23 protein-coding genes are annotated in these 25,069 nt (G+C 61.5%); 8 read left to right on the top strand and 15 right to left on the bottom strand.

The features are described from left to right. Positions 1 to 67: 67 nt before the first annotated feature. From aroQ to CAY35_RS06870, 4 genes are all read left to right on the top strand, one after another. Entirely contained in the window at positions 68 to 523 is a 456-nt protein-coding gene (aroQ, locus tag CAY35_RS06855; protein WP_109303906.1) for a type II 3-dehydroquinate dehydratase, read from the top strand. 234 nt (positions 524 to 757) lie between these two features. Further along, the gene (locus tag CAY35_RS06860) at positions 758 to 2,407 is read left to right on the top strand and encodes an MDR family MFS transporter (RefSeq protein ID WP_146191933.1); all 1,650 of its coding nucleotides are present in this window, start codon (positions 758 to 760) and stop codon (positions 2,405 to 2,407) included. Beyond that, complete coding sequence (locus CAY35_RS06865) at positions 2,400 to 2,906, top strand: MarR family winged helix-turn-helix transcriptional regulator (RefSeq protein ID WP_109303908.1); 507 nt, start codon at positions 2,400 to 2,402, stop codon at positions 2,904 to 2,906. Before CAY35_RS06860 ends, CAY35_RS06865 begins: the two co-directional genes overlap by 8 nt. A gap of 131 nt (positions 2,907 to 3,037) precedes the next feature. Further along, positions 3,038 to 3,691 (top strand): DNA-3-methyladenine glycosylase I, encoded by a 654-nt coding sequence (locus CAY35_RS06870; protein WP_109303909.1) that lies wholly within the window; start codon positions 3,038 to 3,040, stop codon positions 3,689 to 3,691. Here CAY35_RS06870 and CAY35_RS06875 read toward each other — a convergent pair. The 7 genes from CAY35_RS06875 to CAY35_RS06905 form a co-directional block, all read right to left on the bottom strand. Then, positions 3,678 to 3,791: a glycine betaine ABC transporter substrate-binding protein gene (locus tag CAY35_RS06875; protein ID WP_258265683.1), complete on the bottom strand. Its 114-nt coding sequence runs from the start codon at positions 3,789 to 3,791 to the stop codon at positions 3,678 to 3,680. The two genes, CAY35_RS06870 and CAY35_RS06875, sit on opposite strands and share 14 nt — an antisense overlap. Before the next feature lie 140 nt (positions 3,792 to 3,931). Next, complete coding sequence (locus CAY35_RS06880; RefSeq protein WP_146191934.1) at positions 3,932 to 5,047, bottom strand: lactonase family protein; 1,116 nt, start codon at positions 5,045 to 5,047, stop codon at positions 3,932 to 3,934. Then, positions 5,047 to 5,892, bottom strand: coding sequence for an HpcH/HpaI aldolase/citrate lyase family protein (locus CAY35_RS06885; protein ID WP_109303912.1), 846 nt, complete (start codon positions 5,890 to 5,892; stop codon positions 5,047 to 5,049). Before CAY35_RS06885 ends, CAY35_RS06880 begins: the two co-directional genes overlap by 1 nt. A gap of 131 nt (positions 5,893 to 6,023) precedes the next feature. Beyond that, positions 6,024 to 7,442, bottom strand: coding sequence for a dihydrolipoamide acetyltransferase family protein (locus CAY35_RS06890; protein WP_109303913.1), 1,419 nt, complete (start codon positions 7,440 to 7,442; stop codon positions 6,024 to 6,026). Positions 7,443 to 7,463: 21 nt separating this feature from the next. Beyond that, a complete protein-coding gene (locus CAY35_RS06895) occupies positions 7,464 to 8,429 on the bottom strand; it encodes an alpha-ketoacid dehydrogenase subunit beta (protein ID WP_181377522.1) in 966 nt (321 codons plus the stop codon). 17 nt (positions 8,430 to 8,446) lie between these two features. After that, positions 8,447 to 9,643, bottom strand: coding sequence for a thiamine pyrophosphate-dependent dehydrogenase E1 component subunit alpha (locus tag CAY35_RS06900; protein WP_258265684.1), 1,197 nt, complete (start codon positions 9,641 to 9,643; stop codon positions 8,447 to 8,449). A gap of 234 nt (positions 9,644 to 9,877) precedes the next feature. Beyond that, on the bottom strand, positions 9,878 to 10,987 hold the full coding sequence (locus CAY35_RS06905) for a histidinol-phosphate transaminase (protein WP_109303914.1): 1,110 nt from the start codon (positions 10,985 to 10,987) through the stop codon (positions 9,878 to 9,880). 198 nt (positions 10,988 to 11,185) lie between these two features. Between CAY35_RS06905 and CAY35_RS06910 the strand changes: the two genes are divergently transcribed. Next, positions 11,186 to 11,587 (top strand): phage holin family protein, encoded by a 402-nt coding sequence (locus CAY35_RS06910; RefSeq protein ID WP_101630892.1) that lies wholly within the window; start codon positions 11,186 to 11,188, stop codon positions 11,585 to 11,587. 36 nt (positions 11,588 to 11,623) lie between these two features. On the opposite strand, the gene CAY35_RS06915 is transcribed toward CAY35_RS06910, so the two are convergent. Then, a complete protein-coding gene (locus CAY35_RS06915; protein WP_109303915.1) occupies positions 11,624 to 12,925 on the bottom strand; it encodes a hypothetical protein in 1,302 nt (433 codons plus the stop codon). Continuing rightward, entirely contained in the window at positions 12,925 to 13,167 is a 243-nt protein-coding gene (locus tag CAY35_RS06920) for a hypothetical protein (protein WP_143483939.1), read from the bottom strand. The genes CAY35_RS06915 and CAY35_RS06920 overlap by 1 nt, the downstream gene beginning before the upstream one ends. Before the next feature lie 192 nt (positions 13,168 to 13,359). Here CAY35_RS06920 and purB point away from each other — a divergent pair, with 192 nt between their 5' ends. After that, entirely contained in the window at positions 13,360 to 14,772 is a 1,413-nt protein-coding gene (purB, locus tag CAY35_RS06925; RefSeq protein ID WP_109303916.1) for an adenylosuccinate lyase, read from the top strand. A gap of 294 nt (positions 14,773 to 15,066) precedes the next feature. Here purB and trxA read toward each other — a convergent pair whose 3' ends face one another. Continuing rightward, positions 15,067 to 15,447, bottom strand: coding sequence for a thioredoxin (gene trxA / locus CAY35_RS06930; RefSeq protein WP_109303917.1), 381 nt, complete (start codon positions 15,445 to 15,447; stop codon positions 15,067 to 15,069). Between the two features lie 92 nt (positions 15,448 to 15,539). Then, positions 15,540 to 16,778, bottom strand: coding sequence for a 23S rRNA (adenine(2503)-C(2))-methyltransferase RlmN (gene rlmN, locus CAY35_RS06935; RefSeq protein ID WP_109303918.1), 1,239 nt, complete (start codon positions 16,776 to 16,778; stop codon positions 15,540 to 15,542). A gap of 35 nt (positions 16,779 to 16,813) precedes the next feature. On the opposite strand from rlmN, the gene CAY35_RS06940 reads away from it, so the two are divergent. After that, positions 16,814 to 17,713, top strand: a complete 900-nt coding sequence (locus tag CAY35_RS06940) for a DUF7010 family protein (protein WP_109303919.1) — start codon at positions 16,814 to 16,816, stop codon at positions 17,711 to 17,713. A 75-nt stretch (positions 17,714 to 17,788) separates the two neighbouring features. Here the strand turns inward: CAY35_RS06940 and CAY35_RS06945 are convergent, their stop codons facing one another. The 4 genes from CAY35_RS06945 to CAY35_RS06960 all read right to left on the bottom strand — a co-directional run bounded on the left by CAY35_RS06945 (position 17,789) and on the right by CAY35_RS06960 (position 23,977). Then, positions 17,789 to 21,031: an FtsX-like permease family protein gene (locus CAY35_RS06945; protein WP_109303920.1), complete on the bottom strand. Its 3,243-nt coding sequence runs from the start codon at positions 21,029 to 21,031 to the stop codon at positions 17,789 to 17,791. Further along, positions 21,028 to 21,858 (bottom strand): ABC transporter ATP-binding protein, encoded by an 831-nt coding sequence (locus tag CAY35_RS06950; protein WP_109303921.1) that lies wholly within the window; start codon positions 21,856 to 21,858, stop codon positions 21,028 to 21,030. Before CAY35_RS06950 ends, CAY35_RS06945 begins: the two co-directional genes overlap by 4 nt. Continuing rightward, positions 21,855 to 22,616 carry a phosphoribosylanthranilate isomerase gene (locus tag CAY35_RS06955; RefSeq protein ID WP_109303922.1) on the bottom strand — a complete coding sequence of 254 codons (762 nt, stop codon included), beginning with the start codon at positions 22,614 to 22,616 and terminating at the stop codon, positions 21,855 to 21,857. The genes CAY35_RS06950 and CAY35_RS06955 overlap by 4 nt, the downstream gene beginning before the upstream one ends. A gap of 86 nt (positions 22,617 to 22,702) precedes the next feature. Then, positions 22,703 to 23,977: an MFS transporter gene (locus CAY35_RS06960; RefSeq protein WP_109303923.1), complete on the bottom strand. Its 1,275-nt coding sequence runs from the start codon at positions 23,975 to 23,977 to the stop codon at positions 22,703 to 22,705. A 258-nt stretch (positions 23,978 to 24,235) separates the two neighbouring features. Here CAY35_RS06960 and CAY35_RS06965 point away from each other — a divergent pair, with 258 nt between their 5' ends. Then, positions 24,236 to 25,039 carry a TetR/AcrR family transcriptional regulator gene (locus CAY35_RS06965; RefSeq protein ID WP_181377517.1) on the top strand — a complete coding sequence of 268 codons (804 nt, stop codon included), beginning with the start codon at positions 24,236 to 24,238 and terminating at the stop codon, positions 25,037 to 25,039. The last annotated feature ends 30 nt before the right edge of the window (positions 25,040 to 25,069 follow it).

The raw sequence follows: 25,069 nt of genomic DNA on the forward strand, positions 1-25,069 counted from the left end.
CCTGCCCTGCATCTATCCCAACCAATCCGACCTCCACCCGAACGAACAGCGCAAAGCGAGCGAAACCTTGAGCACCGAAGCACCACGTACCGTCTACGTTTTCAACGGCCCCAACCTCAACCTCCTAGGTACCCGCGACCCGGAAACATACGGGACCACGACACTCAGCGACGTCAAGGACCTGTGCGAGGCCGCTGCCACCGAGCACGGGCTGACTCTGGATTTCCGGCAAAGCAACCACGAGGGCGAGCTCATCGACTGGATCCACGAAGCCGGGACCGCCGTCAAGGACGGAAACGCGGTGGGCGTTGTGCTCAACGCCGGGGCATACACGCACACGTCACTTGCGCTCGCGGACGCGATCTCGGGCTCCTTCTGCCCCACGATCGAGGTTCACATCTCCAACGTTCACGCGCGTGAAGAGTTCCGCCACCACTCCTACCTTTCTCCTGTAGCAAAGGGGATCATCGTGGGACTCGGGGTTGCTGGCTTCGAGTTGGGGATCCGCGCGCTCGCAAAGTAAGGGCCGGCTCACACAGTAGAACCCGGCCGGCGGGCGCAGTAAGGCCTCAGAAAACCTCCCCCTCCTAGAGATAGTTGACAATATGCAACTACCTTGGGTTATTGTTGACTTTCGTCAACAACATACGTCATGGGCTCCGTGACCCTTCCAGGAGGTTGAGTGGCCAAAAACCCAGCGCCGGAATCAAAATCTGCATCTACCGATAGTTCCGCGCCTGCAACTGAGACAACGCCGATGTCTCACCGCGCCAAGATCCAGTCGCTGACAGCGCTGATCATCGCGATGTTCGTGGGCATGATCGCCAACACGGTCGTCTCAACCTCGATGCCGCGCATCGTTCACGACCTCGGCGGTACACAGGCACAGTATTCGTGGGTCATCGCCGCTTCAATGCTCGCGATGACGGTCACCGTCCCCATCTGGGGCAAGCTATCTGACCTGCTGGACCGCAAAATGTTGATGCAGGTTTCGCTCGCGATCTTCGTCTCAGCAACAGCGTTCGCCGGCTTTTCACAATCCATCGACATGCTCATCGGTGCCCGCGTATTCCAGGGCATCGGCATCGGCGGAACCATGACGTTGTCCCAGATCGTGATGGCGGACGTCATCTCGCCTCGCGAACGCGGCAAGTACATGGGTGTTTTCGGCGCCGTAATGGCGTTCGCTACCGTTGGCGGTCCGCTACTGGGCGGCTGGATCACCGACACGTTCACGTGGCGTTACAACTTCTACATCGCGCTCCCGGTTGCGATCGTCGCGTTCGTCATGCTCCAAACACGCCTGCACCTTCCGGAGCAAGAACGTCGTCGTTTCCGCCTCGATGTGTGGGGCCTGGTTCTGCTCTCTGGCGGCATCTCCTTGTTCCTCATCTGGGTCACGATGGGCGGCAGCGGCCCCAGCGCGATGTTCCCTTGGAAGTCCGTTGAGACGCTGTGGATGACCAGCGCATCGGCTATCTTGCTGATCGCATTCGTGTTCGTTGAGCTACGCACCGATGAGCCGCTTTTGGACCTGCGACTGTTCAAGAACCGTACGTTCACTCTTTCGGTCATCGGTTCGATTGCGGTGGGGCTCGCGATGTTCGGCGCGACCGTGTACTTGTCTCAGTTCATGATCATGGCCCGCGGCGCAAGCCCAACCATGGCGGGTGTCATGACCATCCCGATCATGGCGGGAAGCATGATCTCCGGCAACGTCGTCGGCTTGATCATCACCCGCACGGGCGTGTGGAAACCGTATGTGATCGCGTGCTCGGTCGTGTTGGTGGCGGGCCTCGGATTGATGTCTGTGGTTCGCGCGGACACGAATTACTGGTTCATGGCGGCGCTCATGTTCCTCATGGGCGCGGGCATGGGCGGCACGATGCAGAACTTTGTGCTCTTGACTCAGAACGCTGTGCATCCGCGGGTGATGGGGGTCGCGTCGTCTGCGGTGGCATTCTTCCGTTCGATGGGCGGAACCGTTGGTATCGCGTGGCTCGGCGGTGTGCTCGCTAACCTTGCGCCGTCTTTGATCGCTGATCGTCAGCAGGATCTGATGGGCGCTATCGCTAAGCTTCCTGCCGGTGAGCGGGCCTCGATTATGGAGATGCAGAGTTCTGGCGAGCTTCCGGCGCCAAGCATGTTGCCGGATTCGGTTGCGACCATCATCGAGCACGCCTACGGCGAAGCGATTGCGCATCTGTTCCTGTATGCGGCCCCGATTGCCGCACTTGGCTTGCTGGCGGCGATCTTTATTCCGAACCTGAGCTTGTCGACGCACACCCGTCATGAAGAGCTAGCTCGCGCGGCTGGAGAGTCTGCCGATAAAGTTGCGGATCATAGCGGCAAAGCTGAAGAGCTTGACGGCCGAGTAGCACGGCAGGAGGTGCGCGGCGATGTCTGATGTGCATAGCGATGAGTTCGCAGAGCAGCTACGTTCACTGACCCGCGAGTATCGGATTTTGTTGGCTGCGGCGCGCCGGAGTTTCCGCGAGCAGGCGGCGGCTTTGGATGCGTCACTTCAACCGTTCGATGGGGCTGTTGCCTCGGCGCTGTACCGCCAGTGCATGGAGACCGATAGCGAGACCCCTGATGCCGGGATGACGGTCACTGAGATATCCGAGGTTGTTGACGCGGATAAGTCGATGGTTTCGCGTGCGATCAAGCGGCTGGAATCGGCGGACCTGTTGGTTCGGACCACGGATCCGAAGGATGCCCGAAGCTTCCTGTTGTCCCTCAGCGATGTAGCCCGGGAGCGGTTCCAGGAATATGCTCTGAAGCGGCAAAAAGAGTCGGCAGCCATGTTTGAAGAGTGGACTCTTGAAGAAGTTTCGACGTTCGCAGCGCTCATGAAGAAACTCAACGACAGTCGTGTCCGCCCCTTGGGCAAAGAGCCTCAGTAAACGGGCTTCGGTGTTCCACACTGGTCTTTCACGAGAGCTTTATCCACATTATGAGGCCAGCCTATTCCGGCCCCTCACCGTACTGAGAAGCTGGAAGTCCAACGCATAACTCAGACCTCCAGGAGACCACTGTGGATCAGCCAGCAACCGGCAGCGAGAACCGCCCCCGCACAACATGGGCATTACAAGACCCGCTTCTCACCGAGTACTACGACACCGAATGGGGCCGCCCCGTCACGAGCGAGCGTGGACTCTATGAGCGGATCGTGCTCGAATCTTTCCAGTCAGGGCTTTCGTGGCTCACGGTTTTGAAGAAGCGCGATGCCCTCCGCGAGGTCTTCGCAGGCTTCGATCCAGATGCTGTCGCCGAGTTCACGGAAGAGGACATCGACCGGTTGCTGGACGACGCTCGGATCATCCGCAACCGTGCCAAGATCGAGGCCGCGATCACCAACGCTCAAGCCACGGTTGCTCTGCGTGATGCGGGAGGGTTGCCAGCGTTTGTGTGGCGGCACACCCCCGAACAGAGTTGCGTACCTACAACCGAAGATGAGATCCCGTCTCAGAGCGTGGAGTCACGCGAACTCGCGAAGGATCTTCGTAAGCACGGGTTCCGTTTCGTCGGGCCAGTCACCGCATTCGCGCTCATGTGTGCAGTCGGGATGGTCGACGCCCACGTCACGTCGTCCCACCTACGTGGCGTGTGCGGTCTGCGCGACGCCGCCGGCCAGCTGACCGAAGATGGCAGGCGCTTTGTATACGACCTAACCGTTACTTCTCGCTGATGTACCCCTCTTCGCCCATCCAGTCATAAGCCACATCCGCCGGGTCCTGGCCCTCAACGTCGACCTTGAGGTTCAACTCCTGGAAGGTCTCGTTGTTCATCTCACAAACCCTTCGGGCGGGCAACATGTTCAACCACACGGCCCGATGCGGCGCCCCCCTTAGAACGCAAACGCCGGCTGCCACACAAAGGTGGCAACCGGCGTGAAAACGGCTTGGATAACTCCGCCTAGGACACTCGATTACTGACGATAGAACTCGAACGCAGACGGACCAGCACCCGTCGCGACGCGCTGCGTCGGATTCAAAACCCCATGCTCCGTAATCCGGTACACACTGATGTGCCCCGAAAGCTCGCCGCCCACCAAAACCAGCTCACGGCCCGGCGCAACAGCAGCCGCACGCGGACGCTCCTCCGTCCGCGTCCTAGCCCTACGGCGAGGCTGAGCCCCCGTATCAAACACAGTCAACGCGCTCGTCGTGCGCTCGGTAGCCAAAATATAGCTCGCGTTACGCCCATGCATCAGCGCACCCGCCCACATAGGGCGCTCCGGAACCTCAACACCCTCTACCAAGCCAGCGTCGCCGCTACCGCGGGCGACACCCGGGGCAAGCTGATCCTCCGGCTCATCAATCCGGACCCGCGCGAACTCAGCCAACTCGCCCGTCTCGGCATCGCGATGGAACGTGGAAACCTCACCGCTCATCTCCGTCAACAACGCAACATACGTGCCATCCGGATGAACCATCACATGCCGCGGACCAGAACCCTCAGCAACATTCACTGCACCCGCTCGCACCAACGGCGGCTCACCAGAGGCGCCCCGGCGATACATCACCAAACGGTCATCGCCCAAACTCGCCGCATACACATGCTGGCCATCAGGCGACGGCACCACGCAATTCATCGCACGGCCAGCCGCATCATCGATCCACGCCGGTTGCCCCTCCTGAGGCAAACCCTGGGAATCCAACATGACACGGAACACCGCATCCCCGAAATAGCTCGCCCCCAGCAAGCCATCCCGGCCCACCGAACCAGTGACCGCCGGATGCTCATCCCCCGACGTCGGATCAAACGCCAAATACGCAACCGAACGCGGCAAATGCGCAGTCCCACGCAACGCCAAACGGCCGCCAGCCACCACAGTGAAAACCCACAACAGCGGGTTCTCATGCTCGGAGCCGCCCTGCGCCGCATACAAAATCCCGCGACGATGATCCATCGTCACAACAGCGACATCATCAAGGCCCTCGATGACCGCGAAACGGTTCAGTCGGCCCTCAGCCTCATCCAAAACATAGGCCTCGATGCTGCCCTCGTCACGGCACGCAACATACGTATACGTCGTCGACATCAGGCGTTCCACAGCCCATACGAATCCGCGAGCTGCGCAATCTTCTGCGCACGCTTCAAACGAGGCAAATACGAGCCGTCCGTCATCGGCGCGCCCTCAGCATGCTGATCCAACAACTCATGAGCCCACTTCAGCTCATCCTCGCTCGGCGAGAGCCCAGCGTTCACACGGTCAACCTGATCAACATTCAAAACCAGCTTGCCAGTCATACCCATCTTCGACGTCACCGCGCAATCCTCGATGACCTCCGCATCGCCCGCGGAAGGCACCGAAGGGCCATCAATCGGGCCAGGCAAGCGCCCCACACGCGAAGCCACCACAAGCTTGCCGCGCGCATACGCCAACGCCAACGGATCCCCACCAGCACCCGTATCCTTACGGAAATCATTCACACCGAACGCCAACCGGAACGTACCCGGCGCAGACGCGATCGCCGTCGCATTCTCGATCCCCAATGCCGACTCAATCAAAGCCAACACCGGAGTACCAGCCGCCAACCGCATCGCAGTCAACGCAACCTGCTCAGGCTTCTCAGTCTCCGCAAGCATCACCCCACGCAAACCCGGAGCACCCTGCAAAGCCTTCAAATCATCAGCCCAAATCTCAGAACGAATCGGGTTCACACGAACCCAACCGCTCATCCCCGCATGCAAGGCCTCCACGACATTCTGGCGCGCCTCTTCCTTCTGATCCTCAGGAATCGGCGCCTCCATATCGAAAATCACCGAATCAGACTCAGACGCCAACGCCTTGCCGAAAATTTCAGGCTTCAACGCGTTGACGAGCAGCCAAGACCTCGAAAGCTTGGCAGGAAGAGCAGCAGCACGAATATTACGGATGGGCATACCTCAACCCTATAAGGACAACACGGCCGCGTGAACACTTAGCCGTAAGGATGAAGAAACAACAAGCAGATGCGGATAGTCCGACAAGGGCGGCGCGGGGCGCAGGCGGGCCCCGCGCAGGGCCCGCCGGACTAGTCGAGAAGCAGCGCCGGCTCCTCGAGGATCGCCGCGATATCCGCCAAGAACACCGCGCACTTATCGCCGTCAACAATTCGGTGATCAAACGAGCCACCCACCGTGGTGACATACCGCGGAACCACCGCGCCATCGACCACCCACGGGCGCTCGCGCACCGTACCGAACGCAACAATCCCCGCCTCTGGAGGGTTGATGATCGGCGTACCCGTATCGATGCCGAGCGTTCCGACGTTCGTGATCGAGATCGTGCCGTCGCGCATATCCTCCGGCTGGGTCTTGCCGTCGCGGGCGTTGAGCGCAAGATCATTCAACGCGATCGCGAGCTCCTTGAGGCTCAACTCATCAGCGTTCTTGATGTTCGGAACGATCAAGCCGCGATCCGTCGACGCCGCGATACCAAGGTTGATGTAGCCCTTCTGGTGGATCTCCGCGCCGTTCTCCGTCTCAACCCACGTCGAGTTGATCTCCGGATTACGCTGCGCCGCCCACATCACGGCCTTCGCGACCACCAAAAGCGGGGTGACCTTGACGCCCTCGAAGTCACGCGAAGCCTTCAAGCGGCGCACAAACTCCATGGTGCGGGTCGCGTCCACATCCACGAATAGCGACACATGCGGTGCCGAAAATGCAGAACGGACCATGGCCGCTGCGGTCGCCTTGCGCACGCCGCGCACCGGGACCACCGTGACCTCGCCCGCAGGCGGCTCCGCAGAAACGCCATTCTGAGCGCCCGCACCGAACGATGCGGCAACAGCACCCCGCGGAACCTCACTCGACGCCGCAGGGGCCGAGCTACGGTAGGTTCCCAAACGCTTATCCGCGAACGACGCCAAGTCCTCCCGCGTGACCTCACCACGCGGGCCAGTCGCCGGGACATCGCGCAGATCCACACCCAAATCGCGCGCCAACTTACGCACCGGAGGCTTCGCGAGCGCCGGAACATCCGCCGCCCCTGGGAGTGAACGCTGCGCCCGTGCTGCCGGACCATCAAAGTCCACGCCACGCTCAGCAGAACGCTGCGGAGCACGCCTACGCCGAGCACGTAACGACGCCTTATCCGCAACCGGACCAGAGCCCACCAGCGGGCCAGCTTCCTCGGCCGCACCGGCTTCGCTAGCCTCAGCTGGAGCCGCGGACGCAGCGGAACCGTCACCCGCGTCGTCGGCGGCATCCTCACCCGGGCGAGCGATATCGATCAGCGGCTGACCCACCTCAACTACCTCACCAACCTCGGCGTGCAGGCGAGTCACCGTCCCCTCAAACGGGCACGGCAACTCAACCAGAGACTTCGCGGTCTCAATCTCAACGAAAGGCTGATTCAGAGCGACATCATCGCCCACCGCAACCTTCCACTCAACGATGTCGGCCTCAGTGAGGCCCTCGCCCACATCAGGCAAATTGAACGTCGTCATCTCAAAATCCTTCCAAAGTGCCTAGTGTTCGAACGTGCGGTCCAACGCATCAACGATCCGGTCAATGTTCGGCAGATAATCTGCCTCAACCCGCGACGGCGGATACGGCATGTGATAGCCGCCCACGCGCTCGATCGGGGCCTCCAACGCGTAGAAGCAACGGTGCCCGATGCGCGCCGCGATTTCCGCTCCGAGACCCTGGAACGTCGGGGCCTCGTGTGCGATGACGAGGCGGCCGGTCTTAGCCACGGAGGCCTCGATCGCGTCGAAATCGATCGGGTTCAGGGAGCGCAGGTCGATCACCTCGACGTCGAGGTCCTCCGTCTCCAGCGCTGCTGCCGCGGCGAGCGCGGTAGGCACCACAGGGCCCCACGCGAGCAGCGTCGCATCCGTGCCTTCGCGGACGACCATCGCCTGATCTGGCGCGGCCTCGCGGTTCTCGGTATCGACCTCGCCGCGCAGCCAGTAGCGGCGCTTCGGCTCAAAGAAAATCACCGGATCATCCAGCTCAAACGCTTCCTGGATCATCCAATACGCATCGTGCGGCGAGGACGGCGTCATGATGCGGATCCCCGCGGTGTGCGCGAACAGCGCCTCAGGCGATTCGGAGTGGTGCTCAACCGAACCGATCCCGCCACCGTACGGAACACGGATCACGACGGGGAGGTTGACTTTGCCGCGCGTGCGGGCGAACATTTTGGCGAGCTGGGTCGTGATCTGGTTGAAGGCCGGGAAAATGAAGCCGTCGAACTGGATCTCTGCGAGCGGGCGGTAGCCGCGCATCGCCATGCCGATGCTCGTGCCGATGATGCCGGATTCCGCGAGCGGGGAATCCACGACTCGGTCTTCGCCGAAGTCTTTCTGGAGGCCGTCGGTGACGCGGTACACGCCGCCGAGCTTGCCGATGTCCTCACCGATCAAGAGCGAGCGCGAGTTGGTTTCAAGGATGCGGCGCAGGCCAGCGTTGATCGCGCCAGCAATAGTCATGCGTTGCGTGGTCACGTTCACGCCCTCTTCCCGGCGTCGGCGTCGGCCTGGTCAGTTTCATCGTCTCCAAGCGATTCCATGAAGGCCCGATGCTCGGCTCGCTCTTGCTCGACGAGCGGGTGTGGGTGGGCATAGACGTGCTCGAATTGCTCGTCGAGCGTCGCGCCGGCAAAGTTCAGGACGGCGTCGCGGACCTCGGCGGTGCGGGCCGCGGCTTGTTCTTCGACCTCGTCGAAGAAAGACTCATCGACCCCGCATTCCTCGAGGAACGTGCGTGCACGCACGAGCGGGTCACGCGGAGCCCAGCTTTCCTCTTCCGGGCGGCCGCGGTACTTGGTTGGGTCGTCGGCGGTCGTGTGCGCACCGAGGCGGTAGGTTTCTGCCTCGATCAAGACCGGACCTTTGCCGCTACGCGCATGCTCGAGCGCCCACTGAGTCACCGCGTGGACTGCGAGCACATCGTTGCCATCAACGCGGACGCTCGGGAAACCGTAACCAGCGGCGCGTTGAGCGAGCGGGACCTTGGACTGGGTTTCGAACGGAACCGAAATGGCCCACCGGTTGTTCTGGCAGAAGAACACTACGGGTGACTGGTTGCTCGCCGCGAAAACCATGGATTCGTGCACGTCACCTTCAGACGACGAACCGTCACCGAAACATGCGATGACGGCCTCACCATCTTGCGCGAGCTTGGCTGGATCCCATCCATCCTGGTCCCGCTGAATGCCCATCGCGTAGCCGGTTGCGTGCAGCGTTTGAGCCGCGAGCACGAGCGTGTAGACCTGGAAACTGTGCTCGTTAGGATCCCAGCCGGAGTGGCCTTCACCGCGGAAGAGACGGAAAAGGTCAGTGATGCTCACATCGCGAGCGAGCGCCATCGCGTGTTCACGGTAGGTCGGGAAAACAAAGTCGCTTGAGCGTGCAGCGCTAATGGCGCCGACCTGCGCGGCCTCTTGGCCTTGCAACGGAACCCACAGGACGAGCTCACCCTGTCGCTGAAGGATTGAACCTTCTTGGTCAACACGGCGAGCGATCACCATGTCCCGATAGAACTCTTGATAGTCCTCGACCGTGAGGTCCGTGACCCAATGGTCCCAATCAGGGTTGGCGATTCGCCGACCTTCTGCATCCAGCATCTGCACAGGCTCCGAGTTCAGGACCTGTTGCATGACCTGGCGAGAGTCTGGCCCGCTGTTCGCTGGGGTGACCGTCATACCGCTCCTCACGTGCTTCGATTCAGCGGCGTATGTGATGCAACCGAATCCCGCACAGGCTAGTCATATTCCGTCTGCAGAATATGACTTCTTAGCTTTTACATTCCTTGTGAGCCTACCCGCATTTGGGGCACAAAAGGAAGTGCTTTGGGCCGCAGAAATCGCGTGTTTCTGCGGCCCAAAACTGTATTTAGTTTGCCTCCCTATATATTCCTCTTTTGGAATATCTAGCGGTTAGCTGCGCTTGATGAACTCTGCACAGAGCTCAATGAAGCGCGCATTTCCTTCTGGTTCGCCGATGGAAACGCGCACGCCCTCACCTTCGAAAGCACGCACCGAGAGCGCCTGCTGGCCGGCGGCCTCTGCGAACTCTGCGGCGCGCTCACCGAGTGGGAGCCAAACGAAGTTCGCGTGCGTCTCTGGGATGTCCCAGCCCTGTTCGGTCAGCGCGGCGACGACCTTGTTGCGCTCCTGGACGGTCTCTTCGACGCGTGCGAGCACTTCGTCGATCGCGTCGATCGAGGCCACTGCGGCCGCTTCGGCGACCGAGGAGACACCGAATGGGACCGCGACCTTGCGCAGGGAGTGGGTGATGTGCGGCTGGGACACCGAGTATCCGACACGCAGGTTCGCGAGCGAGTGCGCCTTCGAGAAGGTGCGCAGCGCGACGACGTTCGGGTACTTGCGGTACAGCTCAAGCCCGTTGACGGCTTCGTCGTCGCGCAGGTATTCGAGGTAAGCCTCGTCGATCACTACGAGGACGCTGGTCGGGACCTTGCTCAGCAGATCCTCGACTTCGGCGGTGCGCAGCACTGGACCGGTCGGGTTGTTTGGGGTGCAGAGGATCATGACGGAGGTGTTTTCCGTGACGGCCTCTACCATCGCGTCGAGGTCGATGCGGTGGTCTTCGGTCAGTGGAACCTGAACCGAGGTTGCGCCAGCGGTTTCGACGATGATCGGGTAGGCCTCGAAGGAGCGCCATGGGTAGATCACTTCGTCGCCGGTGCCGTCTTCGTTGGTTCCGGCGAAGGCGTTGATGATCTGGGTCAGCGCACCGAGGGAGCCGGTTCCGGTGACGATGTCGTCTGCCGGGATGTCAAAGTGTTCGGCGAGGCGGTTGCGTAGCTTGGTGGACAGTGGGTCCGGGTAGCGGTTGTAGTCGTCATAGCTCTTGATGGCCTGGGCGACAGATGGGACTGGGGTGCCAGGGTTTTCATTCGAGGAGAGCTTATAAGGCTGAAGCCCTGGGATGACCACGGGCGGCTTGCCTGCTTTATAGTCAGGCAGGCGGCCGATCACTGGGCGTGGAGTAGGGGTTGCGGCATTTTCGGTGACATCAGACATACCGCTAGGGTATGCCTTCTGCGGACATCCTCGCACCTTATCTTTGTGACGGTGGACACATTGCCAGTTGTATATGGACGCCTCCACATGATGCGACGGTTTCCGATGCCGAAGATGTCATCTCGTCTATGACAGGCCGCATAGCGGGTTACGCCCAACACGTGGAACAGCGAACGTCTCACGTGCAATGCTGTAGGTATGCGTTTCATTATCAGCGCCATCGTCAACGCTCTTGCTCTCGCAGCGGCAGCGGCCCTCGTTAACGGCATTCACATCGGCCCTATTGGCGCCGCGGACAATTCGGGTTCCGTTATGGCCTCCTACCTGCTGGCCGGTGCGCTGTTCGGTCTCGTCAACGCCGCTTTGGGGAAGTTCATTCGGATTCTTTCCATTCCGCTGTATTGCTTGACGTTGGGCCTCTTCGCGCTCGTGGTCAACGCGTTGCTGTTCGAGATCACCGCGTGGCTCTCTAACCTCACCGGCCTGATCGTGTTCTCGATTGACTCGTTCTTCTGGGACGGCATCCTCGGGGCTCTCATCGTCTCGGTCGTGTCCGCGCTGATCGGCCTCGTGCTACGCACGGCACGCATCGGCGCCTAACCGCGGCTCGTTCAGCCCGCAGCTCACCTGCTCGACTCACTTGCCGGAGCCGGTAGAGGTTTTGAATCGATAAGTTTCGGTGATCTTGAGGTCCTCGATCTGCATCCGCCTCTTGATGTCCCGCAACGCGGTGTCTTCAACTCCGTCCGCGGCCTGAGCGTGGTTCAGGTAGTTCTGGGAACCGTGATCCGGGCCCAGCAACGATGGAGAGTCCGTCTCGTAACGCTGCCCGCTCTTAGAGAACAGCGCCACGCGATTCGCTGAAACCTTGAGTGCGCCAGCCGCGCCGAGCGCTGGGATCGCATCGTCCGGGTCAATGAGCATGAGCTGCGGAACATCTGCCGGCGGGTCCTCATCCCCGTGAGGGGCTCCGGCTGTAAACGCCCCCTTGAGCGTGTACTTCGCCTTGAACTGTTGATCTTCGGACAAGTTGAGGGCATGCCTTCCGCCTTGTGAATGGCCGTTGAGGTAGACCCCTTCCCCCGGCTTCGCACCAGCGTCCTTGAGGGCCGCATCGACGGCTTTGCGCACATCGTCGGTTTCACGGTTGAAAGCCTGCTTCATGCGCGGCAGACCCCACACGGTGCCCTTCGAATCGTTGGTTCCCGGGAGCGTGACAATCCACGCGTGTTTCCCGGAATCCGTAACGACTTTGCTCACCACGATCGAACCGCGGCCCTGACCTGCCAACTGTTGCTGTTCAATCCACGTGCTCAGCTTGGAGGCGTCCGCTCGGTGAACAGGGCGGCGTTCCTTGCCCTCCATCTCGATTTTCGGCGCAGAGGGGAAAGCAGTCGAGAATAGGCCCTTCACGTTCTTGGCCCCGAGCTCCTTGATTCCTTCAGGGTTCAATTTGCCCTGCAGAGCCAGGATCAAGAGCCCCGGCACGTACGTGAGCCCGGCGCCAGCGCCAATCGCATACTTCGCGTTCGGCGATGCTTCCATCATGTTCATGACTGTGCCCCACGTGGCGTCATCATCGGCGAACCCGATGGTTCCCAGGTTCTCTGACTCCGCTTGTTCATACTGCTCCGCGGCACGCACCAAATCCTCTTCCAGATGCTCGATGCGGTTGTGGGCCAGGCGCATCTTCGCGGCAGTCTCTTGGGCCGCGGCACTCAGCCGATGCAGCGCACCCGTGACCTCGATGAAGTGGGGCGGCAGCCCATATCCACTCGGCGCAGAAGAGCATGTGGCGCTCAAACGCGCCCAGTCCGGTTGATATGCACCCAGCTCCCCCGCGGCCAATTTGAGCGACCCCGTGACGACCTCAATCGAATGACCGCCGCCGAAAACCTCGATCTGTTGCCCGCCCTCGGCCAAGACATGCATTGCCACTACCGCACTCCCGTCAAGTCCAGGCCAGAGACCTGCCGCACATGTTGATCCTCGATGGCACGCAAGGCTGCCGATGCGCAAGCCAACAGATCGTGTAAGGACTGTTGCGTGCGGTACATGGTCTGTGAAGCCTCGTCTCGCGCCGCGTCGTAGCGACGCTTAGCTTGACCCTTCCAATCGGGAATCTGGCATCGGTTCACGGCAGCGTGAGCGGCCTCGACATCGGCGACCATGGCAGACACCGAGTGAATATAGGACTCGACACTGAAACGTAAAGAACTCAGCTCAAACAACGTGACCTCCCCTTGAGTGGCGTTTCCTCAACGGTAAAAACTCGCGCGAAACGTTGGGCCAGCCTGTGGAGAAGTTGCTCCGGCTTGCACGTCTGTGTGCAACGAAACCCGCCCACTCCCGAATCATGGGACAATGGGGGCATGTCTGCCTCACGTGTTTCCTTGTCAGAATCCACCCTCGCGCTCGGCTCACTCGATGGCCGCTACCGTTCCGCAGTCGCTGGCCTCATTGACCACTTGTCTGAAGCCGCGCTGAACCGCAACCGCGTCCACGTGGAAGTTGAATGGTTCATCTACCTGTGCGAAAACAGTGTCCTGCCTGGTCTGAACCCGCTCACTGACGAACAGAAGACCGGCCTGCGCGCCATCGTGACCGAATTCAACACCGATTCGGTCGCTGAGCTCGCAGAGATCGAAGCCGTAACCGTCCACGACGTCAAGGCCGTCGAGTACTACATCGGCCGCCGCCTCGAAGCGCTCGGCCTCGAGAACCTCAAAGCACTCGTGCACTTCGCGTGCACCTCAGAGGACATCAACAACCTCTCCTACGCACTCGGAATCCGCGACGCGATCCAGGACGTGTGGCTGCCTGCCGCATGGGACCTCGTGAACCAGCTTTCCGAGATGGGTGAAGCCGACCGCAAGACCCCGATGCTCTCGCGCACGCACGGCCAGCCAGCAACCCCATCCACGCTCGGTAAAGAGATCGCGGTCTTCGCTTACCGCCTCGCCCGCCAGCTGCGCCGCATCCAAAACACCGAATACCTCGGCAAAATCAACGGTGCAACCGGAACCTACGCGGCCCACCTCGCCGCAGCACCCGCAGTGGACTGGCAGTCCATCTCGCGCGGCTTCGTCGAAAGCCTCGGCCTGAGCTGGAACCCGCTCACAACCCAGATCGAAAACCACGACTGGCAGGCGGAACTCTACTCAGACATCGCACGTTTCAACCAGATCCTGCACAACCTGTGCACCGACATCTGGAGCTACATCTCTATCCGCTTCTTCCAGCAGATCCCTGTTGAAGGCGCAACCGGCTCCTCCACGATGCCGCACAAGATCAACCCGATCCGTTTCGAGAACGCGGAAGCCAACCTCGAGATCTCCAACGGGATGCTCAACACGCTGGCATCTACCCTGGTGCAGTCCCGCTGGCAGCGCGACCTGACCGACTCCTCGAGCCAGCGCAACATCGGAACCGCCGTTGGGCACTCGCTACTCGCGATCAGCAACGTATCGAAGGGCCTTGAACGCCTCGACACCGCCGTCGACGTGATCGCCGCTGACCTCGACGAAAACTGGGAGGTCCTCGGCGAAGCCGTCCAGACTGTGATGCGCGCAGAAGCCATCGCGGGTGTTGAAGGCATGGACAACCCATACGAGCGCCTCAAGGACCTCACCCGTGGTCACCGCGTTGACGGCGAGCGCATGCGCGAATTCGTCAAGGGCCTGGGCCTCAGCGCGGACGCCGAAGAGCGCCTGCTCAACCTGACCCCGCAGACCTACACGGGCATCGCGGATCAGCTGGTCGACTGGGTTTCACAGCGTAGCTAGGTTGTCACAGCGTAGCTAGGCTCGCGCGGCTCAGCCTTGCACGCCCGGCTTCCGGCCGCACAAACAGCGACTCCCAGGAAGCTCCCAGGTGCTTTTACACATTTACTCTGGAGTACCCAAGGATCTCACCAGGATGCGCAGGTAATGTCGAAGACACCTCAAGGGTGCGAGTGATGACGCAGAAGGCCCCAGCCGAAAGAATCGGCCGGGGCCTTCGTCGTTTAAGACTCAGCTGGTTGGTAAAGCTCAGCTGGTACGTAAGCGTTCCCTGCGCTGCACAGCGCAACGCGACCGCTACTGCGCGGAATCCTCCTGAGCTTCAGCCTCAGCGATCTGGCGGCGCACATCGTCCATATCCAGCGCCTTGACCTGCTCGAGCACATCCTCGAGCGCGGAAGCCGGCAGGGCACCTGCCTGACGGAACACCAGAAGGCCGTCACGGAAAACCATGAGCGTTGGGATCGACGTGATCTGAGCGGCCGATGCCAGGCCCTGCTCGGCCTCGGTGTCTACCTTTGCGAAACGCACATCCTGGTGCTTCTCAGACACGGCTTCATAGATCGGTGCGAACTGCTTACATGGACCGCACCATTCTGCCCAGAAGTCGACGGCCGTGATGCCTTCGGCCTGGACCGTCTCCTGGAACTTGTCAGCAGTAAGATCAAACGTCGCCATGGGTTGCTCCTAACGTGGTCGACACAACATGCCTGAGGTGTACAACCCGCCAGCAACGCCTCGTATTCCACCGGCCACGCCGGCCACCCCGTCTACTCGGCGGCGGCGAGCTGGCCGCACGCCCCGTCGATCTCTTTACCGCGGGTATCACGCAGAGTCGTCGGGATACCGGCCGCTTCGAGGCGCTGAATGAACTCCCGCGTGACTTCCTTAGTTGAGGACGTCCAGATCGAGCCCGGGGTCGGGTTGAGTGGGATGGGGTTCACGTGGGCCCAACCGCGGCCGCGTTCGTTGAGCTTCTTAGCGAGCAGGTCGGCACGCCATGCGTGGTCGTTCATGTCCTTGATGAGCGCGTACTCGATCGAAACGCGGCGGCCCGTGGTCTCGAAGTAGTTGTAGGCCGCATCCAGGACCTCGTCGACCTTCCAGCGGGAGTTAACCGGGATCAGGTCGTCACGCAGGTCATCGTCGGGCGCGTGCAGAGACAACGCGAAACGCACCTGCAGGTTCTCTGCCGCGAGCTTGCGGATGCCCGGCTCCAATCCCACCGTCGAGATCGTGATGCCTCGAGCCGACATGCCAAGCCCTTCCGGCGCATCGGCGATCATACGGTGCACCGCGTTCATGACGCGCTTATAGTTGGCCAGCGGCTCACCCATGCCCATGAAAACGATGTTGTTGACGCGGGCCTGAGGCTGATCGTCGCCGCGGATCTTGCCGAGCCCACCCTCGGCGATCACGCGGTTAGCTTTGACGATCTGGTCGATGATCTCGGCGGTAGACATGTTGCGGGTCAAGCCGTTCTGGCCCGTCGCGCAGAACGGGCAGTTCATACCGCAACCGCACTGGGATGAGATGCACAGCGTGATGCGGTTCGGGTACCGCATCAACACAGACTCAACCAGGGCGCCATCGAACAGGCGCCACAAGAACTTGATGGTCGCGCCGTCGTCGGTCACGAGCCTGCGGACCTCGGCCAGCAACGGAGGGAAGAACGCCTCCCCGATCGCTTCACGCTTGTCTTTCGGAAGGTCGGTCATCTCTTCCGTCTGGTCCGTGTAGTGCTGGAAGTAGTGCGTCGAGACCTGCTTGGCTCGGAACGCCGGCAGACCCAGCTCTTTCATCTTTTCCTGTCGCTCGGCAAGCGTCATATCGGCAAGATGCTGCGGCGGCTGCTTGACGCGCGGCCGCTGCGCGAACTGGAGAGTCGGGCGGCCATCGGGCCCCATCGGCTGCTTCCAGCCCTCCGCAGTTGGTCGAACCTGCGGGCGCTGACTCTTAGATGGAGCGGACTGCGGATGCTTCTGCGAAGGTTTCTTGGAAGTGTTCATGGTGTCTCTATCATCCCACGAGGTAGGTTGGAGACATGATCAAGGAACAAGCTCTTCCCACGAAGCCCACTCATTCTGGTGCTTTCACGCTCGAACCGGCGCAGCGCCAGGCTCGCGCCGTGATGCGTGGTGGCGGTATATCTTTCCTCGTTTTGGCTGCGTGGTGGGGCGTTGCTGCCGCGCTGTTCCAGTGGGGAACCCCGATTGCTGGCCAGATCGCATTGTTGATCGGTGCCGTGGTGGCGCAGCCGATCACGTGGGCGATCCTCAAGCTCCTGGGCGGCCCTGCGTGGCTTCCTCGCGAGAACCCGTTGCGAGGGCTCGCACTCGCTAATGCCACAATCCCTGTCGTGTGCGTTTTGGCCGCGATGGCGATGGCCACGAAGATCCCGGAGGCTTTCTTCGCCGCCGCGATGGTCGGTTGGGCCGCCGCTGCGTTGCCTGATGCGACGCTGTACGGGATGCGGATCCACTGGGTTTTCGGTGGCCTGCTGATTCTGATTCCGGTTTTGTTGTGGTTCGCGATGCCGACCGTTCTTCCGTGGGCTGGCCTGATCGGCGTGGTCATGTTCACGCTGTTCGGCCCGCTGATCTTGCGTTCAGGCAACCTCTTGCCCGCCGACGGCAGTGTTCCTTCGATGACGCAGGCCGCTGACATCTCGGCGTCGGCTCAGCCGGTTGCCGGCAAGGACGGTAAGTCGGCTGGCAAGAAGGCGGATGCTACGACGGTGGGCGGCAAGAACGCTCAGGCTGCTGAAAAGAACGCTGGCGGCCCGAAGGCGCCAACTGGCAAGCAGGTTGCTGACAAGCCCGCTTCACAGCCAATTCCACAGCCTCAAGAAGCAGGGCAGCCACAGGAGCCGGGCAAAAACGCGCCAGAGGGCAAGAGCGCGCCGGAAGGCAAGCTCGGTGGGGAACAGCCGCCGCGCCCATAACCGCAACATCAGCATCTAAAGCAACGGGCCCGCCGGAATCACTCCGGCGGGCCCGCTTGCGTCTGCATCCGAGGTCTACACGCGTTGCAACGGCAAACGCGGAACCAAGAGCCACCCAACCAGCGTGGACCCCACAGGAACAGCGAGCAACAACGCAAGAAGCTGCGGCCACGGAATCCAGCTGAGCGTATAGAGCTCCACCAGGCCATACCCGATCAGCGGCGGCAAAGCGACCGCAATACCCAACACCACGCCCAACGTGGAAAGCAGGAACGCTTGAATCGCAGAGAACCCACGACGCAAAACACCCGTTGACCCCATCACCAAAACCAACAGCTGATCACGCCGCGCATCCGTGACCCCAATCCCAGCCGTCAGCGACGCCAGCGTGATGATCATCAACGCCGCGGCACCCGTGACCGGCCATATGAACGGATCCGCAACCGGCTGCAGATTCGCGTTCGTATCCATCTGCAAATTAGAAGACGACAACTCCTCGTTGACCAGCTGAGTCTGTGCATCCGTGATCGGGGCACTGAACTTCACAAGCAAACCGCCCAAGCCCATCCGCTGATGCGTCCCCTCAAGCGCAGACGAAGGAATCACAACGATCGGGCGCGCACCCACACCCTTCGACTGATACACGTGAGCCTGGAGGCGATGCTCGGTCATCGGGGCCCAGAGCGGCCACCGCATATTCAGAGACGAAACACCAACCTCGGTGTCAGCATGCTCACCCACGTCGATGCCTTCGTCGGCCGGGTTCATGCTGAACTCGCCCAAACGGATCTTTCCGTCCGCAGCAACATACTGCGGGTCGAAAACCAGCGCCTGCCCTTCACGCAAAGCCCGTTCAGCGGCCTCATCCTCGCCCCACAGCGGGCTCGGCATCGTCTCGGGACGTTCCGGATCCACGACCACAACAGTCTGCGTCGGATAATTCAAATCAACAGCAGTCACGACGCCCGTAGCGCTACCGCCACACTTAGACTTCTGCTCACGAGTCAGCTCGCCAACCTGTTTCGACAACGCACCCACGCGACCCTCAAGAGTCGGGCTCGTAGGGATAGGCAAACTGCACAGACTGCCCTCCGGATACAGCGGGTACAGCTCAGTACACGAACTAGAGAACTGCGTAGCGCACGTCGGCAACGGCTGATACACCTCCCAGCCACGCTCAGCCTGAGGAGCCCCTGGAACCTGCGCGATATCAGCGATCTTCGTGTGAACGCCCGCCGCCCCACCCGCGTAAATGCCCTCGCTCGACGCCAGCTGCTCGACCGTGATCGTGCGGCCTTCAACCTGACCCTGCGTCAACGCCTTACGTTCCAGCGTCGTCCGGTCGTCCACCGCAACCCAACCAGTGCGATCATCCGGAGCCAACGCATCCATCGACGACGCAATCAACGACGCCTTCGTCACCGCAAGCAAAACAATCCCACACACACCCACCACCGTGATCGAAACAACCACAGCCAAAACCGGGACAGAACGGCCCCGACGACGGCTAAGGTCACGCACCGAAAGACGGAACGCAAACGGCAGATGGCGGTCCCACTTAGAGAACGAACTCACCATCGATGGGATCAAAAACATGACGCCAGCAAGCATGAAGAACATCGCCAACAGCTGGCTGCCACCCAACATGACCCGCGCGCCCTGCAACTGCTCATCGGTCTCAATCGACAAGCCACGGATCGTCAACGCGATGGACGCAATCAAACCAGTGATCAGCAACGTCCAGCCGACCCACTGACTCAACGGACGCACCGGCTGAACCTCAGCCGCCGCCGACGCATTGGCAAACACACGGCGCGAAGCCCTGACACCAACCCACCACGACGTCACAGACGCCGCCAGCAAAGCCAAAACCGCGGTAGAGAGAATCTCAACCCACGGAACATGCGGACCAAACACAGCAACATGCCGCGCCTCAGCCGCACCAATCCACAGCCAACCCACCAAAGCGCCCACAGCGCCACCCAGCACAGCACCCACAGTGCCGCATGCGATACCCACCAACAGCACCACGCGACGCAAAACGCCAGGCTCAGCGCCCATCGTCGACAGCTGACGCAGCAACGTGCCCTGACGGCGCACAGAAATCGTCAACGCGAAACCGCTCAAGACAATCGCTTCAGAGAACGCGACGACCGCCAAAATCCCCACGGGGAGTGCCTGCTCCGTACCCATCACACTGCTGAGCAGATAGCGCACATCGAACGGCTTCTTATCCGTCGAATGGCCAAATTCATCCACCACTGGACGGAACAGCGCAGGGACCTCCGCGCGGTCATAGGCGAGGAACTGCGCGTACGTGTCCGGGACGTCGCCGCTCAAATACAAGCGCTGCGTGCCCTTACCGGAGAGCTTCTTCGCAATCGCGCTGCCCTCCTGCACGAACAACGTCGGCACAGAGCTCGGTTCAAGCCGCAAAATGTTGCTCAGCTGCGGCCAACCTTCAGCATTATCCGAAAGCTGGCCCGAGATGGTGAACGTCTGATACGTCCCCTCCTGGCCAGTGCGGCTCGGGTCGAGGATGCCCACCTGGCCCTCGGCTGTAGTGCTTTTGCCGCGCGCCTCCGCACGCTCGCGCGCCTGGTCAAGGAGCTTCGCAAGCTGCGGGGTCACCATGACCTCGTCCGCTTCTGGGTCGGCGACCTCGCCGTTGAGCAGAGTGAAGCGGCCGTCCTTGCCGAGGAGTTTAGAGTTACGGAAATCCGCGATCACCGTCTGAACCGTCGAATACTGCCCCATACCGAGTAGGTCCACCGAGACCGTCTCAACGGTCGTGACGGAAACACCCGGCGGGATCGCGGCCGTCAGGTCGCACGGAGGCTCGCCGCACAGCGCATGATTGCGGGCTTCTTTCGCGGCCTGTTCCGCGTCGATACCCATGCCCGCCAGTTTCTGGGCGTTGAGCCGGATGTTCGGATTGGCGGGGGCAGGGAACGTTGAGGAACGCTCGCCCTCCTCCGGGTTCGGTCCAGGGGGCGCCGCATCAGATTCAGAACCCCCGCCCGTGTTGAGAGTCATGGCCTGAGCGGCGTTGAACGTCGGATCAGACGGGTCAATCAGCACTCCATCGAAGCCCGACAACACCCGGTTCGCGTACTCAGTCGGCGAAGGCTTGCTCGCTGAATAAAACAGGGTTCCGATGGCACCCACCAGGAGCACAGGGATAGCGATGAGGAACGCGATGATCGCGTGCCGCAACGGATTCCTGCGGATGATGCGCTTGGCTAGCCGCCACGCGCTGTACTTGAAACTGCGGCGCGGGTTAGCCACGGTCAGTGAGCGGGACTCTGTGGTCTTCACTCGGTTCCACCCAGCAGGACGTCATCGTCAAACAGCGAAGCAGTGGACTGTTCCGCGTCAGTGGAGGCGGTGTCGGCTGCGCCGGTGGCACCGGCGGAGGTGCCGGCGGAGGCGACGACGGTGGTGTCAGACACGATCTTCCCGTCGCTGAGCTCAATCACGCGGTCAGCCCACGGTAGCGTTTCCGGTTCGTGCGTCACCACGATCACCGCGGAGCCCGCAGCAGCCTGCTGCCGCAACAATCTCATCGTTTCTGTACTCGCGGCTTGATCGAGTGCGCCCGTGGGCTCGTCCGCGAGGATCACACGCTTCTCGCCCGTAATCGCGCGGGCAATCGCTACCCGCTGCTGATACCCTGCCGACAACTCCATGACCCAACGGTCTGCCGCGTCTTTCAGACCCACCGCGTCGAGCGCTTCAAGCGCCGCTTTCCGCGCGGCACGCGGCCGCACACCATCCAGCTCGAGCGGCAGCGCGACGTTCTCTGCCGCCGTGAGGATGCTGATGAGGTTGTGGTCCTGGAACACAAAGCCGATGGCTCGGCGCCTCAAACGCGCGGACTGCGTGCGGTTCAAGCCGTAAAGGTCGGTGCCAACGATGTGGATGCGGCCGGAATCCGGACGCTGCAGTCCACCCATGAGAGACAAGATGGAGGACTTACCCGAGCCTGATGGCCCGGTGATCATTACGAGTTCGCCGGGGTTCACATCGAATGAGACGTCGTCGAGGGCGACCGCACGGGCGTCACCCTCGCCGTAGCTTTTGGACACGTGGTCGACGACCACCGCGGACCTCACAGGGGCTGTTGGCTTGGTCAGCGGGCTCATGCTCGGCCCTCCGCGTCGGTGTCCTCTGCGCTGGCCTTATCTACGCCAGCGCCGTGTTCCGGGGCGTGCGCGGCGTGGAAACCGGCGTTGAGGCGGGCGTGGGCGGTCTTGGCGTTATGGATGAATTCGGCGATCTTGTTCATCGACTTGATGCCGCGTTCAGATTCCACGCCGGAGGAAACGTCCACGCCCCACGGCTGTGCATCGGTGATGGCTTGCGCGACGTTGTCGGGGTTGAGGCCGCCGGCCAGAAGCCACGGTTCCGCGAGCTTAGCGTGTTCGAGCGCCGCGAGGTCCCACGTGCTTCCTGAGCCCGGGACAGCGGCGTCGATCAGCAGAACGTCTTCGCCGCTCTGCCCGCTTTCAACGTGCGGATGGTGTTTGAGGGAGGTCGCCCACCACACTTGCCGCGGCGCGTACTCGGCGCCCAGCTCGGGAGCTTTGCTGAAAACGTCGCGTGCCGCGGCTACGTCTTCGGCCCCGTAGTTCCCGTGGAGTTGCAACACGTTCGCGCCGATCTCGATCGCGTCCCATGCCGCTGCAACCGCCGGGGTATCGAAAACAACCAGCACGATGTGCGCGGGACGCTGATGCTCAGCGAAGGCTTCCCGCGCCGTTTCCGCTACGCGCAAGGACTGCTCGTGGTCTGCGTGGCGGGGGCTGGGTTCGTAGTGGACGATCCCGACTGCGTCTGCACCGGATCTCACGGCGTGGCGTGAGTCTTCGGCTGTGGTCAGCCCACAGATCTTGACGAACACTGTGACGTACCCCCGTGACGCCGCGCTTGGGTCACGCGGCTAGTTTTGCCCTGCTAGTTTTGCGCTGGCTTCTCTTGCGTCATTATTTACTCTTGCGTCATTGTCTCACGTGAGTTTCGGTTGGCACTTGAGTTTCGCTTGGCACTTGGCTGTTCGGGTTTCCGGATGAGGAGCACCATGACGACAGCCAGAAGAGCCGCGACCGCATAGAAGATAAAGACGCCTGGGTAGCCGTTGCCTGTGCTGATCATCCAACCGGTGATGGCGGGGCCGATGATGGCACCGAAGCGCCCGATGCCGGCGGTCATGCCCATGCCGGTAGACACGAGGTGGGCTGGATAGATGTAGCCGACGAGCCCGTAGATCATCACCTGGGCCGAGAACACAAATACGCCCGTGACCAGCAGGAACGCGTTGAGCACGAAGCCGCTGTTGAAACGGATGACGAGCGAAAGCAGGAAGACTGCCGCGAGCAGGAACCACACGGCGATGGATCCGCGGGCGCCAAAGCGGTCTGCGGTTGCGCCGCCGATCAGCAGGCCGATGACGGCGCCGACGTTGGTCACGAACAGCATCACGAGTGAGTCAGCGACGGGGTATCCGGCGGAGACCATGATCTTAGGTAGCCACTGGTTCAGGCCGTACACAAGCAACAGGCCCATGAACGATGCGATCCACATCGCGATGGTGGAGCGTGCGCGTCCGTTGGTGAAGAGGGCGGTGATGCCTGGCTTGGTTTCCGCCTCGGCCGCGGCGGCTGCGTCGGCTTCCTCGGCGGAGCTGTGGTCTGGCAAGTAGAGGTAGATCAGCGGCAGCACGAGGATGCCGAGGCCGCCACCGATGTAGAAGACCCACTGCCATGCGTCCGCGACGGCGAGCGCGACGAGGGATGCTCCGACTGCGCCGGCGTGGTAGCCCGTCATGGTCACGGTGGTTGCGTGTGCCCGGCGTCCGCTTGCCATGGTTTCTTGCATGACGGTGAGTGCAACAGGCATCGATGCGCCGAGGCCGAGGCCGGCGATGAACCGGAAGAGCGCGATGAGGGCCCAGGTGGGCAGGAGCGGTATCGCGATCGTGAAGATGCTGAAGAGGGCTACGCACGCCAGGAGGGTGCGGCGGCGACCCCATCGGTAGCTGAGTGGACCGATCATGACGGCGCCGAGGCCCACGCCTACGAGTGACAGGGTTGCGACCACCGTCATGGTTTCGGTGGTGAGGCCCGCGTGTGGTGCGGCTGGGTCCGTGAGGATTGGGGTCGTGGCGCCGAGCGCCACGAGGTCGAAGCCTTCGAGGGCTACCGTGAACCAGCACAGGATCACAATCCAGGTGCGGGAGAAAGTGTTGTGTGTTTGCGTGCGCATGCGTCTCCTCAGCAAGCGTCAGGTTCCGGAGTATGCGCGTTGATCGCGCCCGGCGGCCTCCGGAACACAGGAAGTCTATGGGCTTGATGATTTTGAGCGCCAGTTATTTACGGATTTTCTTGATCGGAACGGTTTCGCGACGGGGTCGATGCCTACGCGGCACGCACATTACACATACATGACACGATTTTGCATGCAGGGCATATTTGCATTCAGAGCATATTTGCACGGCGTGCACATATTGGTAAAATGGGTTGTATGACCAACATTCCTGCATCACGTCACGATGAAGCAGCTAAAGCGCTCGGTAGGCGTGAGCTCAACCGCATGGCCACAACCGAGAAGATTGTGAACGCATGCCTCGATCTCGGCGAGGAAATCGAATGGGAAGACGTCACTGTCGATGCGGTCGCTGAGCGGGCAGGGATTTCCCGCCGGACGTTCTTCAACTACTTCAGCTCACTGGCTGAAGCGGTGCACTATCCGCTGACGGTAATGATTCAGGATGCTCCTAGACGAATCACCGACACGAACGGCGGTTCTGCCGATCCCGCCGCCGACCCTGATTCTGCCCCGGCGTCTGAAGACCAGCACATCGAGGCCGGAGAACCGCTTGACTACGCGCAAGCGCTCGCTGCTTCGATACGGCTTGAACTGCTGATCCCTGCAACCCGCACACTCTTGCTGACTCGCGCATCAGCCCAGCTTCGAGCCGAATCGTTGCGCACGTGGGAAAACAGCGTCACTCAGCTCCTGGAGCCAACCCGGCACCTTTCGCCGAAAGCGCGGTTCGTGGCCGAGGTTCAAGTCAGAGCCGCGGTTTCCGCCGCTCAAGTGGCCTTCGAACACTGGGCCGCTGCGCTCTCCCACAGCCCGACCAAGGCGGACGTCGAGGTGTTGCGTCGCGACATCGGCCGGGCCGTATCACTGGTCTCACCGACAAGAATGTTGCCCACATCGGACACTGGCACCGACCACCCCGAGTGGCCGGACTGGCTCACCAACGATGAACGCGAAGAAATCTATGAGGCGTTCAAAGTGGGACACCCGGCAACCCGGTGACACTGAACGCATCAACCCAAGCGCGTCCCA

Source organism: Pseudoglutamicibacter cumminsii (genome assembly GCF_003143995.1).
GTDB lineage: Bacteria > Actinomycetota > Actinomycetes > Actinomycetales > Micrococcaceae > Pseudoglutamicibacter > Pseudoglutamicibacter cumminsii_B.